A 13094-nucleotide genomic window follows, 5' to 3' on the forward strand; every position below is an offset into this window, starting at 1 on the left:
CTCCTATTTTTTTATAGATTTACTCTTAGCTTGCTCCACAAGCCTATCCTCTTGATTTTGCACTAAAGCTTGCTCTAACACATATAGCTTACGACTAAGCTGTGCGCTTGCAGTAATTTGTGTCATCATCACATAAATATTAATCATAAGCAAAACCACCGCACACATTCCAATAAATATCACGATCTTCATCGACTTTTTTGCCACACTAAGTGCCAACTCGCCATCTGTTTGTTTCATACTACTCCTTTTGTGTGTAAAAAACCTACCACAAAACGCAAACAAAGTGCGCAAATAAATGCGCCCACTGACACAAGCACAATACAAGCTCCAAGCGCCACATCATACACAAAAGAAATCAATATGCCACCACACATACACAGCAGGCAAATCCCAATGGATAAGCAAAACTGCATAGCAAGATTCCTTGCAAACATCATAGCAATATACGCTGGGATAGACAACATAGAAATCACTAAAATCAATCCACCAGCGCGCATACCAAGCACTACACCAAAAGCTGTTAAGATAAAAATCACACTGATAAAAAGCTTCGTGGAAACTCTCTTTAATCGACTAAATTCCATATCATACAACACACATAAAATCTCTCGATAAAATAGCGACACAAACGCAACAAGCATAATATCAAAGCATAAAAGTGCATAAATATCTTCTGCGGTACTCAATGCAAGTGCCCCAAACAAATAGCTCTCCATACTAATTTTATAGCCGGGCGTAAGCTCTATAAGCACCACGCCAAGAGCCATTCCAAACGCCCAAGCAATAGCGATAAAAGTATCAAGCCTACCCTTGTGCCAAAGAGTTGCATAAAGCAAGAGCAGAGCCATAGCAAGCGCAGCACCTAACGCCCCTAACAACACGCTGCAGCCAAAAAACATCGCTACACCCACACCACCAAATGCAGCGTGGGCAACACCTCCTGCAAGAAACACACTTTTATTTGCTACAATCAGCGAGCCGATCAACCCAGCACTAACACTTAGAAGCAGCGCGGTAATTGCGATATTTTGCATAAATACAGAAAACAAAGGCGATAAACCCTCAAACACAAGCACTCCAAGTTTGCTAGAATCTTAGGATTCCAGCTCTTCGGGTGATAAATCACGCAAAAAACGCTCTTTATCAAAAGTCGCCTGTAAATATGCTGAGATCTCTTGCGCATCAATAAAGGCATTTTGCAAGCAGCTTGTCGCACCCGGAGATGGTGTCATATTAAATGTAACACCCTTGTTTGTGATGATTTTTTTCTCACCAAGCTCCAACTGCTTTTGTGTCCTATCAACTACCTGAGGACGCACTTCACCATAGCCCTCTGCATATTCAATATCACTAAGCCTAAGCGATGGGATAAGCTTTTGCGCATCTTTAAGAAAAAGTCGCTTGCCAAAATATGGCAACTCAAATATAATATTCTTAAACACATACGATCTAATATCAGAATCTTTAAGCAAATCCAGCAAAACACCGAATACTTCCCTATGGAAATCAACTTTTCCTAACTCAAAGCTAATGCCACTATACCAATGCTTCGATCGCTCAAGCTTAGGCATAGCAATGGCAGTTGGTCCAATTCTCGTCCTACCAGAAACACTAATATCTGGGTCTCCGTGCACCGCTGCAAATGGTAGCTTTGGGTTTTGCACCATATAAACTTTACCTTTTAGCAAGTCAGGTGCGAAGTAGAAACTCCCAGCAATTGGCAAGCACCCAAGATCAGTGCCATAGCCCATAGACTGCGCTAGCACAAGCGAGTATGACCCAGCATTGACAAGCACAAACTTAGCAGTGACCACTTCGCCACTTTTTGAGATGAGATAATAGCCATCATCGTTACGCTTGATCTCTTTGACCCAAAAGTTGAGAAATACCTTATTGTTCGGGTTTTTCTCTTGGGCGCGTGTGGCGAAATCTTTACTCAAGCCTTCAAAATCCATCGCGCACCACGCTTCTCTATACCCAGAGCCTACAACATTTTCAGGGCGATCGCTCTTCCTATCACTGCCCAGAATCACATTTGGCTCGATCTCTTTAATCATTTGCTTATCAAACCACTCTAAATCCGGAAACACGGATAAAAACTCTTGATGCCGCTTTTGCATAAACTCACATTCTGCATCACCTACGCCAATTGCCATTTTTTGTGTTTTAAAAATGACTTGATTTTGTAGCTTATGCTTTAGCGCATAGTTTGTAACTTTTTGCGCAGCCAGCTTGACCTTTTTCGCCTTTTGTGCGGTGTAGTTTGTCTCAATTGAGCCATCGTGGATCGTTTGTGAGTTCGCGCGCACATTTGAGCTTACCATAGCGATATTAGGACATTTATCCACCATAGCAACACTCTTTATATCTGTGTATTCACTTAGCGTCCAAAACAATGCACACCCGGACACTCCAGCACCAACAATCACAACATCAAAATTATTCTCCATTCTCACTTCTCCTTAGATTCTTTGGCAAAGTTTGTCAAATAAATCGACTTCGCAAATATGCCCATCTGTATCTAGGGCACTTTGCACCCTAGGAATCGTGTGTTCAACGACTTCTTTATCCACAAATAGCGCACGATTGGCATAACCTAATAAAACCGATATGTGATGACCAATAAGGATTATAGTATGAAAATTGTTAATTTTTTTTAAACTTTTGTAAATTTGTGTCTGCATTTTTGTATCAATACTTGAAGTGGGTTCATCTAGGACAAGCAACTTTGGCTCTCCACACAATGCCCTAGCGATCAACACCCTCTGTCTCTGCCCACCGCTTAGCTCTGCGATAGTATTATGCGCCAAATGTGCTACCTCCAGCTTCTCTAATGCTTCTAGCGCTTTGTGCTTTTGCGCCTTTGTCGCCCTAAAGCCAAAGAGTCTTGGCTGCATAAATCCCATTAGCACCACATCAAGCACGCTAATAGGAAAATCAACATTAACACTAGTGTCTTGCGGGACATAGCCGACAAGACTTTTTGCGTGATGCAAGCTCGGATTTGGGTAGATAATCTCCCCAGAACGGGGTGAAAGCAACCCGATCAACAGCTTTACAAGCGTGCTTTTGCCCCCACCATTAGGACCAATCACTGCTAGAAAGTCATTTTCATACACGCAAAAATTTGCATTCTCTAATGCGTTATGTCGCATACCATCATACATAAAGCTTAGATTCTTACAGCGCAGAATTTCGCGCATTACTGCTCCTTAATCTTGTGTGCAAATGCATATAAGCTCTCTTCCCAATTTTCACGAAGTGGGTCTAGAATCTCCACATTTAAACCTAATATTTTAGCGATAGATTCTGCACGCTCCTTGTCAAATTGCGGCTGGATAAATAGCGTGCGTATGCGCTTTTCTTCTATAATCTTGGATAAACGATTTAGCGACTTTAGCTTAATCTCCTTTCCGTCTTCTTCTAGAGCAATTTCTTCAAGCCCAAACTCTTGTGCCAAATACCCAAATGCCGGGTGCAAGACCAAAAATGCCCTGCCCCTTTGCCCAGCTAAGATTCTAGTGAGATCTTGTGCTATCCTATCAACTCGAGCAAAAAATGCGGTTAGATTCTTTGTATAGCTCTCTTTATATGCTGGATTAATAGCACATAGCCTTTCATACATAGCCTGCGCCTGCTCTTTTGCAAGCTTCAAAGATAGCCAAATATGCGGATCGTGCGCGTGCGCAGTGGAATCTAAATGTGCAGAGTTATTTATATGATGGGATAATATATGCGCTAGATTCTTATACACTAGGGCGCGATTATTACTCGCTAGGCGAGCTTGCAAGGTAGCTTCATAGCTCATACCCACACCAAAAAATGCTACTGCTTGCATAAATGCCAGCGCTTGACTGGGCTTAGGCTCATAAGTTTCAGGGGACACATCAATTGGCACAACGCTTCTTACCTCCACACTATCACCAGCAATAGCACGGACAAAGTATAGCTGTGGCGGGACACTCACTAGCACAAGTGGCTTTCTATCTGCGCTAGCAGATTCTGCCACAACGCCGCCAAAACTCAAAAATAATACAAGTATGCAATATCGAATCATCGCGAAGTATCCAATAAGCTATAAAGATTTGTAATACCTACAATCCTATCGATTAAAAGTGTTTTAGAAAATAGACCATTGTGCTCTTTACCAGCATATAGGCTTGTTACCACCACGCCTCCTAACATATTTTTATACTTTCTAAATAGTGTTGAAGTTTTCACACTCCACGCGCTATGTGCTACCATAGCGCGCCCTTGATGCTCACCAATATAGAGCATAATGTGTCCCTTAAGATAGAGTACACTCCCAAAAGGCACGCCGTGTTCTATAATATAACGCTCTTTTTGCTTGCGGTTTAAGTGCGAGAGGTCTTGCATGCTCTTTTTCACCTGCGCTTGGGCGAGCGAGTTTCTAGGGAGATAAAGCCCATAGTTGGCAAAAATATCGCGGATAAAAGCTGAGCAATCCCTGCTTGCTAGATAGCCTCCCCAGCCATATTTATCTCCTAGCATTACATTGATAAGCTCTGCTGTGCGCACTTGGCTAAATGTGCGAGGAAAGCTCCCTAGCATATCTTGTGTGGCAATACTAGATTCTACTAACTGCGCTCTGCCTTGCATATCACGCACTGCCACTAACACGATGCTATGATCTTTCAAACTCTTTACCATAGGGAGAATCTGCCCCAATCGCGCATTAGTAAGAAATTTTCCTTTATGATAAAGTGGGATATTATCACGCTTTGGCAGAATATATGATGCATTTTTTAGCTGTGTGATCTGCTTATCACCAACTAACCCAAACTTGCTCACTAGAATCCACCCAGAAACAAACCCGCTTTGTATATGTGCCCAACGCTTTGTTTTATCATAATGTGTAACAAGCACAGGCGTATTAGCAAAAATCCACGAGTTTTGCCATTGATCAAAGGGAAAATCATCTTCTGTATCAAAGCGCATTTTCTCGCTTGGCACTACGCGGACATTGGTAGATTCTGTGATAATGGCTCTTTGTGCAGCACTAGGATAGCGCGCAATATCCATAGAATCTAAAATTCCTTGTGTAAATTCCTTAGAATTAGGTAGGCGATTCTCGCCAAATCCAGGCTTGGTTTGCAAGGAGTTTCGCACCCAAAACACACCTTTTACATCAGGGTTAGGCTTGGCAAACCAAGGAGAAAAATGCGCCTTTAAGTAAGCTTTTTTAAGCAAGCGCGTATCAAAGCTAGAGTCTGCAAACTCATCTTTAGCCATTAGGTAAAATCGCGCGTCTTGCGGATATATACCTACATCTTTTGCTATGGTGGTTATCTGTCTTTTTGCACAGCCTGTAAGTAGGCAAGCCATAACACATAAGGCGACAAGATAGATTCTAGCCATTAGCCAAACACTTCCGCCAAACAGCTCTCATCAAAGCCCACAATCACTCGCAGAGTACTTGTGGAGCTAGGCTTATAAGTAATCACCGGACGCTTGATAAGCAGTGGATATCCTAACATTAACTGCTGCTTTTGCTCCGGATTTAGGGTACGCTCCTTTAGCCCAAGCTTTTTGTAAGTCGCGCCCTTTGTGTTAAGCAATACTTCTACCCCTATCTCCCCCACAAGCCACTCCAAAAATCTAGAATCTAGGGGCGCAGTTTTCCAATCGACAAATTCATACGACAAATTTTTAGATTCTAGGTATTTGCGTGCCTTTTGCACACTACCACAAGTTTTAATCCCATATATAGTAATCGCTTCCATACACCACTCCTATCTCCTCAATCGTCCAAGCAAGTCCGCTATGGCATTTTGTAGCATTACATAGACTTTTTTAAACCCATCTGCCCCGCTATAGTAAGGATCAGGTACCTCTGCACCATCTAGCCCAAAATCTCCTAGCAAGGCGATCTTATGGCTCTCAAAGCCCATAGCTTTTAGCGCAGCAAGATTACTTCTATCCATAGCAACAAACAAATCCACATTGCTATGAGCATAAGGGTTTACCTGCTTACTTGTGTAATGTGCTATATCAATGCCATTTTCTCGCGCGATAGCAATTGAGCGCGCATCGATAGGATCGCCATTATGAAACCCTGAAGTCCCAGCTGATGAAAATTCTAGGCTTGGCATATTTGAAGCTTGCGCATATAGTGCATTTGCAATGCCTTCTGCAAGAGGTGAGCGACAAATATTCCCCAAGCATACAAACATAATATTCACTTTCTCTTGCTCGCATAGCTGCGTAAGATAAGATTCTAACTCCACTTTAATGCCTCCTCTTTAATAGGCTTTTTAAACTGCTGGGCTTAATATTTCCGTGTATTGAAGCATACATCCACTCACCACACCACGCCATAAGCCCAATGATAAGAAAAATAGTGCGCGTATTGGTATAATCAGCTTGTGCAATTATCTTTGAACATAGAGAAAACACCAGTACCCCAACCACAAGCCACAACAAATTAGCATACTCATAGAATCCAAATAGTTCTTGATTACGATATAGTACTACCACCACACACAAGAATCCAAAGTAAAACAGCCACAAGTCAATGTATAAAAGTGGGTTAGACTTGCCATAATAAGGCTGTATTGCATAGGCAAAAAGTACAAACAATGTCGTATTGATACTTGGCATATACGCACTAAGCCACTCGCCCCATTTATTAAAGATATTTAGACGGATCTTACACGCTGGCAGGGCAAGAGGTAAGATGATAAAACACACATACACAAACACATACACGCTAATATCAGCGATCTTCCATAGCACCACACCTCCAAATGTATCGCTAAAAGCATAGGCGATTTCATCAGGCTGATTTTGCATAACACCCTTAGTAATGCGGAAAAATAGCACAAGCAACACAATTACCCCAATGATTAGGGCTACGACTTTTTCTGTTGTGTTATGTCTCTTTCGGCGGATAGAGTAGGCGATAAACACCCCACACATTAACACAAAGCAAACAAGCAGGAGATTACTTGTAAAATCATACGCTCTATGGGGATAGGAAAATACTAAAAAAAGCTGGGAGAATGTCGCACTCAGGCTTGATACAATCAATGAAAGCAACACAAACACCACAAAAAAGAAAAACAACGAAGAAAATAGAATCTTACTCTCAACACCTTTCATACTCTATCCTAAAAATTTTTCACAACAAACCCATCAATCCCATCAGCAATCCCTACTGCTAATGACCTTTGATATGCATCATCATTTAATCTTGGAGCTTCAATAGGGCTAGAATTATAGCCTATTTCTATCAACACCGATGGCATTAGCGCGCCAGCTAGCACCCAAAATGGACCCTCTCGCACACCGCCATCTGTAACGCCCTGATATTTTTGGCGCAATCTTTTTAGAATCCCATATTGAATATCTATGGCAAGTTTATTGGAAGCAAGTAGGCGGTGAGAATTAAGCGAGTTTAAAAATGTCTGCTTGGAAAAATAGTTCATCACATCAATGTCGTCTTTATTTTCTTGCTCTGCGACATCGCGTGCGCGATCACTTCTAGCAGTGGATAAGAAGTAGGTCTCCACACCTTTTGGGGACTTTTTCGCACTCTTTGGGACAGAGTTGGCGTGGATTGAGACAAACAAGTCTGCATTTTTCGCATTGGCAAAATCTGTGCGCTCTTTAAGATTAAGATAGACATCTTTATCGCGTGTCATATAAGTAATATAGCCCCTTTTTTTTAGCTCTCTACTTAAATGTGTCGCAACTTTTAGCACGATATGCTTCTCGCACACTTTTGTAACCCCAAGCGTGCCACAATCCTTACCACCATGCCCTGCATCAATCACAACCTTGTAACCCTTCTTGGGCTTGGGAGACGATGGACTTGGCGGAGTAGATTCTATGGGCTTTATGGGAGATGATGCAGAAGATGGTGCGGGGGACTTTGTAGGCGGCTTTTGCTCTTGCTTAGGCTGAGTTGGCTTTGGGGTGGCTTTGGAGTCTTGAATGGATTCTGGAATTTTATCTACAAAAGATAGATAGAGATTATTTTGCACAAGCTTGATTTGATAAATGACACCATTGCCATTAGTGATGACAAAGCGCGTGATTTGTGGTGTGTTTTGCGCGATAGTTACTTGTGCATTACGAGGAAAAAAATACACCTTCTTGCCATTATCTAACACAGCTTTTATATCAATATAAACGGCATTATTAGAAATTTTTATCGGCTTTAAATCAAGACTCTCAACACTTGAAGAAAATACAACCTTTAAGCTACTTGCGCCAAATGGGATAGAGTTTGTGATATGGAGAGTTTGACTCTTTGCAAAACAAATGCCTAGCACAAAGAGAAAAGCTCGCCACACCCACCATTATCCTTGTGTGAGTTCTTCTATAAGCTCTTTTACGCTAATGATTTTTTGGATTCTATATCCATTGGCACCGCTAAAATACAATCCTTCTGTTTTATCGCCTAGGTGCCCCTTCCCCAAGCTATCAGCAATACAATAGCCCACCTTTTTAGCCTCCACACCCCTATGGCAAGGAGCTACGCAATTACTCACGCACCGCACTTTTGGGGCGTTGCCCTCTTCTAGTCGCTTTAGCACCCCTATGCGCAACGCCCTAGCAGGGTAACCCACAGGAGACTTTACAAGCTCAATATCTGTCTCTTGGATATGAGGCATAATCTCTTGATACGCCTTAGCATCACACTCTTTCGTCCCCAAAAAACGCGTCCCCATCTGCACACCACTTGCCCCAAGTGCTATAAATTTATCAATATCATCTCTATCCCACACCCCACCTGCTGCGATAATAGGAATATTGCCCCAATTTTTAGCTTCCTGGGCAATTTGTGGGACAATGGCTTCTAACTGAAACTCTGGCTTAAAACAATCTTCGTATTTAAAGCCCTGATGCCCCCCACTCAAAGGTCCTTCTACTACAACAGCATCTGGGACACGCTTATATCGCTCTTCCCAACGCTTGCAAATAATCTTCAAAGCTTTTACTGAAGAGACGATAGGCACTAGTGCTACATCAGGGAAATTCTTCGTAAATTCTGGCATATTTGTTGGCAAGCCAGCACCTGTTACAATGATATTTGCCCCAGCTTCGCACGCATCACGCACCACGCGCCCATAGTCATTAATGGCGTGCAAAATGTTTGCGCCAAGCGGATTACTCCCACAGATTTTACGAGCATTAGCAAAAATCTCATTAAGTGCGGTTTTTGAGTAGAAGTTAATCGTCTCAAAGGGTTTATTATGCACAAGTTTTTCGACAAACTGCATCTTCTTATAATACCCGGTACCCACGGCAGAAATAATACCCAAAGCCCCTTCTTTAGCAACACTTCCAGCCAGCTCATCCCAGCTTATCCCCACGCCCATACCACCTTGAAAAATGGGGATTTTTATCATATGTTTTCCTATTGTTAATGGTTGCAAAGGTTTTTTCATTCTTCTAAGTCCTTATCGTATAATAGCTTTTAAAAACCTGCGCTTGCCGATTTGAATGATGTATTCCCCGCTTGTAAGCTTGAGGTTTTCATCAACAATCTTTTGCTGGTTGATCTTAAGTGCGCCTGCTTGTATATCTCGCCTAGCCTGAGAAGTAGAAGAGCAAAGCCCACCCTCTTGTAGCACCCTGCAAATCCAAACACCAAAGTCAAACTCCCTTGCCACAATCTCACTTGGCATCTCCTTTTGGGCAAAGACCTTTTCAAACTCTGTTTGTGCAGATTCTGCGATACTCTTATCATAGAATCTAGCGGTAATCTCAAAAGCCAATGCCTGCTTCACAGCCTTTGGATGTAAACTTCCTAGCTCCACGCTCTGACGCAAAGATTCTAACTCATCTAGCGATTTGCAACTCAAAAGCTCATAATATTTCCACATAAGCACATCAGAAATGCTCATTATCTTAGCATACATTGTATTAGGTTTTTCTGTAACGGCAATGTAATTCCCCAGAGACTTGCTCATTTTTTGCACACCATCTAGCCCTTCTAATAAAGGCACAGTTAAGACAGACTGCTCTTTAGCAAGCCCATAAGCACGCTGCAAGGTGCGCCCCACAAGAAGATTAAACTTCTGGTCATTTCCACCTAGCTCAATATCACAATTAAGCGCGACAGAATCATAGCCCTGCAAAAGTGGGTAGATAAACTCAATAATACTAATGGGTAGATTCTCTTTATAACGCTTAGTGAAGTCATCGCGCTCAAGCATTCTTGCCACAGAAAACTGCGCAGTAAGCTGCACGAGCCCGGTGATACCAAGCGCACTGATCCAAGTGGAGTTAAAGCATACTTGTGTATGTGTAGAATCTAGTACTTTAAACACCTGCTCCTTATAAGTCGTGGCATTTTGCTCTACTTCTTCGCGTGAGAGCTGTTTGCGCGTTTGCGTCTTACCGCTTGGATCGCCAATAGTGGCAGTAAAATCACCGATAAGAAACTTCACATCACCACCATAGCGCTGAAAAGTCGCAAGCTTTGATAGTAGCACCACATGCCCCAAATGCAAATCCGGCGCAGTAGGGTCAAACCCAGCTTTTACAATAAACCGCTCCCCCGTGGTGAAAAATCGCTCCACAAGACTTGCGATATACTCTTCCCCGATAAATTCACTAGCCCCCCTTTTAATCTCTAGCATAGCTTGTTTAGTGTTTTCTTTGATTTCTTGTGGAGATAACATACAATACCTTTCAATTTTGATACGCGTCTTTAAAATTAGCAAAATCTATAATAACAAACTTGCTTGAAAGCAGTTCTTTTATGCGCTTATGGCTTGTATCTTCAACATCAAACACAATCTCGCAATACAGCGATGGTGCTTGTCTATCATAGCCGCAATAATTAATCCCTATCACATTACACCGCTCTTTTGCTAGCACCGATAAGAATGACACCAGTGCGCCTGCCCTATCATCTAGAGATACAATCACCTTATATGCCTTTTTATTAACCTGCGCCCACTTAGCAAAGACCATCTGCTCACCCTTATCAATGGCTCCACTTAGTTTATCACAAAGCTTATGGTGGATAATCGCCTTTTGGTTACTAAGAACTGCCATCATAGAGTCTCCATACTTAGGGCGACAGCAGTAGTCAAATGCCACGCCATTAATCGTACGATTACTAATGAAGATAAAGTTTTCCAGCTGGATTTGCTTAGGTGCTAAAACATTAAAGCGCACTTTTGCTAGCCAATTTCCAAAGCTCTGTGTAATAGCGGTATATTGCTCCTGCAAATACTCTTCATCATACACACATCGCGCAAGGTTAGAATCTAAATTGCGCATAGATAAATAGCGTGCAAACACAGCAGAATCCTTGCTAAAAATTGTGGCTAAAATATTGACCCCAGCCTTTTTCTCTATCTCTTTCAAGCGGTTTTGCGCTTGGATTTTTAGGTGATTTTTCGCACGAGAAGTTTTGACCATATCAATCCAAGTGTATTTAGGCATTTCACTAGGATCGCTGACAATTTTTACAATATCACCAGATTTTAGCGTTTGTAGCAAGGATACTTGCTGATTGTTGATATAAGCACTTTTAGCCTGATCCCCAAGCTCACTATGGATTAGATAAGCAAAATCAAGCACCACAGCCCCAGCTGGCAAACTAAAGGTATCGCCATTAGGCGAGAAAACAACAATATCTTCTCGATATAAGTCATTTTTGGCAAGCTCATAAAACTCTTCAATGTCATTGTTTTGGTATTGGAGATTTTGTAGCCACTCAAGACTTGGGGTAATCACACCATCACTCTTATACTTCCAATGTGCAGCAACCCCAAACTCCGCATTTTTATGCATATCAAAAGTGCGGATTTGCACTTCAAATACACGCGACTTGTCGAAGATTGTCGTGTGGATTGTTTGGTAAGCATTTTCCTTGGGTAAAGCAATGTAATCCTTAAAGCGTGAGATAATGGGCTTGAATGCCAAATGCACAAGCCCTAGAATCTTATAACACTCAATAGTCGTTTTTACTAGAATCCTAACTGCTAACAAGTCTAAAATCTCATCAATCCCAACGCCCTTTCGCTGCATTTTTAGGTAGATAGAGTAAGGACGCTTAATCCTACTCTCCAGTACAAACTGCGTCTCATCAAAGCCATTTTGCAAAAGTAGCTGCTGGATTTTATTCTCAAACTCATTAAGTTGTAAAAATAAGGGTTGGTTATTATTCTTCAAAAATTCTTGTATCTTTTGGTATTCTTGGGGAAAGATATATAAGAAGCTTTTATCTTCTAGCTCATTTTTGATACTAGAAATCCCAAGTCTATGAGCAATTGGCGCATAGACAACAAGTGTTTCTTTTGCCTTGCGTTGCCGCTTTTTCTCACTCATCACCCCAAGTGTTAGCATATTATGCAAGCGATCGCAGATTTTTATCACAAGCACGCGCGGATCATTAACTGCAGCAATAAGCATTTTTCTAAAGGTGAGTGCCGCTACTGCTAGGCGTTGGTTAGCTGCTTTCTCCCCTAGCTCTTCTGCTTGGATTTCATCGATTTTGGTAAGCCCATCTACAAGCTGAGCGACAGACTCACCAAAATCCACTTCCACACTTTTGAGATCAATATCTGTATCTTCCACTACATCGTGCAAGAGCGCAGCGCACACCATCGCCTCATCACCACCATAAAATGCCACCAAACACGCCACACAAAGTGGATGCACGATATAAGGCTCTCCTGTTTGGCGAAACTGCCCCTCGTGGCTCTTTTGCGCACAGACAATAGCGCGTTGGATATTTGCCGTAATCTCACAAAGACTTGAGAGTAGATTCTTTGCCTGCGAAAAAGTCTTTAGCTCTTGAACTTGCGTAAAAATTTCCAAACGCCACTCCTAAATGCGTGTGCGTGAATATTAGTCTATCTCTTCAATGCGCTCTAAAACAAGCTTTCCTTCAGCGATCTCGCGCATAGCCACATCAGCTAGCTTTTCAAGCTTGAGATTTGCCCCTACGAGATTTGGCGCACCATTATTAAGTTGCTTCACGCGCTTAAAGATCATATTTGCAAGCACATAACGATCATTATTGACTTGCTCCAAAGCCTTTGCCGCAATTTGTTCTGTCCTCATACTTTATCCTTAGTGTTTGCCTTAAAGTTTGTAAAGTC

The 13094-nt window shown here is 42.0% G+C and carries 14 protein-coding genes; all 14 read right to left on the minus strand.

Going from position 1 to position 13094, the window contains the following annotated elements:
* Window positions 1-3: 3 nt before the first annotated feature.
* Genes IKB69_RS01955 through IKB69_RS02020 form a run of 14 tightly spaced genes read right to left on the minus strand, consistent with a single transcriptional unit; the run spans window position 4 to window position 13056 of the window.
* Entirely contained in the window at window positions 4-240 is a 237-nt protein-coding gene (locus tag IKB69_RS01955) for a DUF5408 family protein (RefSeq protein ID WP_290945567.1), read from the minus strand.
* Window positions 237-1073, minus strand: a complete 837-nt coding sequence (locus tag IKB69_RS01960; RefSeq protein WP_290945568.1) for a metal ABC transporter permease — start codon at window positions 1071-1073, stop codon at window positions 237-239. Before IKB69_RS01960 ends, IKB69_RS01955 begins: the two co-directional genes overlap by 4 nt.
* A 24-nt stretch (window positions 1074-1097) precedes the next feature.
* Window positions 1098-2453 (minus strand): FAD-dependent oxidoreductase, encoded by a 1356-nt coding sequence (locus IKB69_RS01965; protein ID WP_290945571.1) that lies wholly within the window; start codon window positions 2451-2453, stop codon window positions 1098-1100.
* 12 nt (window positions 2454-2465) lie between these two features.
* Window positions 2466-3206, minus strand: coding sequence for an ABC transporter ATP-binding protein (locus tag IKB69_RS01970; protein WP_290945573.1), 741 nt, complete (start codon window positions 3204-3206; stop codon window positions 2466-2468).
* The gene (locus IKB69_RS01975) at window positions 3206-4060 is read right to left on the minus strand and encodes a zinc ABC transporter substrate-binding protein (RefSeq protein ID WP_290945575.1); all 855 of its coding nucleotides are present in this window, start codon (window positions 4058-4060) and stop codon (window positions 3206-3208) included. Before IKB69_RS01975 ends, IKB69_RS01970 begins: the two co-directional genes overlap by 1 nt.
* Window positions 4057-5382, minus strand: a complete 1326-nt coding sequence (locus IKB69_RS01980; RefSeq protein WP_290945577.1) for an SH3 domain-containing C40 family peptidase — start codon at window positions 5380-5382, stop codon at window positions 4057-4059. The genes IKB69_RS01975 and IKB69_RS01980 overlap by 4 nt, the downstream gene beginning before the upstream one ends.
* Window positions 5382-5747: an ArsC/Spx/MgsR family protein gene (locus IKB69_RS01985; RefSeq protein ID WP_290945579.1), complete on the minus strand. Its 366-nt coding sequence runs from the start codon at window positions 5745-5747 to the stop codon at window positions 5382-5384. The genes IKB69_RS01980 and IKB69_RS01985 overlap by 1 nt, the downstream gene beginning before the upstream one ends.
* Before the next feature lie 9 nt (window positions 5748-5756).
* A complete protein-coding gene (locus IKB69_RS01990; protein WP_290945581.1) occupies window positions 5757-6251 on the minus strand; it encodes a low molecular weight protein-tyrosine-phosphatase in 495 nt (164 codons plus the stop codon).
* 1 nt (window position 6252) lies between these two features.
* Window positions 6253-7125 (minus strand): hypothetical protein, encoded by an 873-nt coding sequence (locus IKB69_RS01995; RefSeq protein WP_290945582.1) that lies wholly within the window; start codon window positions 7123-7125, stop codon window positions 6253-6255.
* Window positions 7126-7133: 8 nt separating this feature from the next.
* Window positions 7134-8321, minus strand: a complete 1188-nt coding sequence (locus tag IKB69_RS02000) for an N-acetylmuramoyl-L-alanine amidase (RefSeq protein WP_290945584.1) — start codon at window positions 8319-8321, stop codon at window positions 7134-7136.
* Between the two features lie 6 nt (window positions 8322-8327).
* Window positions 8328-9419: a nitronate monooxygenase gene (locus tag IKB69_RS02005; protein WP_290945586.1), complete on the minus strand. Its 1092-nt coding sequence runs from the start codon at window positions 9417-9419 to the stop codon at window positions 8328-8330.
* 12 nt (window positions 9420-9431) lie between these two features.
* Window positions 9432-10658: a tyrosine--tRNA ligase gene (gene tyrS, locus IKB69_RS02010; RefSeq protein WP_290945588.1), complete on the minus strand. Its 1227-nt coding sequence runs from the start codon at window positions 10656-10658 to the stop codon at window positions 9432-9434.
* A 10-nt stretch (window positions 10659-10668) separates the two neighbouring features.
* The gene (locus IKB69_RS02015; protein ID WP_290945590.1) at window positions 10669-12810 is read right to left on the minus strand and encodes a RelA/SpoT family protein; all 2142 of its coding nucleotides are present in this window, start codon (window positions 12808-12810) and stop codon (window positions 10669-10671) included.
* Window positions 12811-12840: 30 nt separating this feature from the next.
* Entirely contained in the window at window positions 12841-13056 is a 216-nt protein-coding gene (locus IKB69_RS02020; RefSeq protein WP_290945592.1) for a DNA-directed RNA polymerase subunit omega, read from the minus strand.
* Window positions 13057-13094: the final 38 nt, after the last annotated feature.

This window comes from Helicobacter sp. (genome assembly GCF_017502485.1).
Taxonomy (GTDB): domain Bacteria; phylum Campylobacterota; class Campylobacteria; order Campylobacterales; family Helicobacteraceae; genus Helicobacter_B.

Excerpts from the sequence above, each read along its gene's own strand:
- tyrS (WP_290945588.1), bottom strand. The coding sequence starts at position 10,658 with ATGTTATCTCCACAAGAAATCAAAGAAAACACTAAACAAGCTATGCTA.
- IKB69_RS01980 (WP_290945577.1), bottom strand. The coding sequence starts at position 5,382 with ATGGCTAGAATCTATCTTGTCGCCTTATGTGTTATGGCTTGCCTACTT.
- IKB69_RS02020 (WP_290945592.1), bottom strand. The coding sequence starts at position 13,056 with ATGAGGACAGAACAAATTGCGGCAAAGGCTTTGGAGCAAGTCAATAAT.
- IKB69_RS01965 (WP_290945571.1), bottom strand. The coding sequence starts at position 2,453 with ATGGAGAATAATTTTGATGTTGTGATTGTTGGTGCTGGAGTGTCCGGG.
- IKB69_RS01995 (WP_290945582.1), bottom strand. The coding sequence starts at position 7,125 with ATGAAAGGTGTTGAGAGTAAGATTCTATTTTCTTCGTTGTTTTTCTTT.
- IKB69_RS01970 (WP_290945573.1), bottom strand. The coding sequence starts at position 3,206 with ATGCGCGAAATTCTGCGCTGTAAGAATCTAAGCTTTATGTATGATGGT.
- IKB69_RS01985 (WP_290945579.1), bottom strand. The coding sequence starts at position 5,747 with ATGGAAGCGATTACTATATATGGGATTAAAACTTGTGGTAGTGTGCAA.
- IKB69_RS02005 (WP_290945586.1), bottom strand. The coding sequence starts at position 9,419 with ATGAAAAAACCTTTGCAACCATTAACAATAGGAAAACATATGATAAAA.
- IKB69_RS01955 (WP_290945567.1), bottom strand. The coding sequence starts at position 240 with ATGAAACAAACAGATGGCGAGTTGGCACTTAGTGTGGCAAAAAAGTCG.
- IKB69_RS01975 (WP_290945575.1), bottom strand. The coding sequence starts at position 4,060 with ATGATTCGATATTGCATACTTGTATTATTTTTGAGTTTTGGCGGCGTT.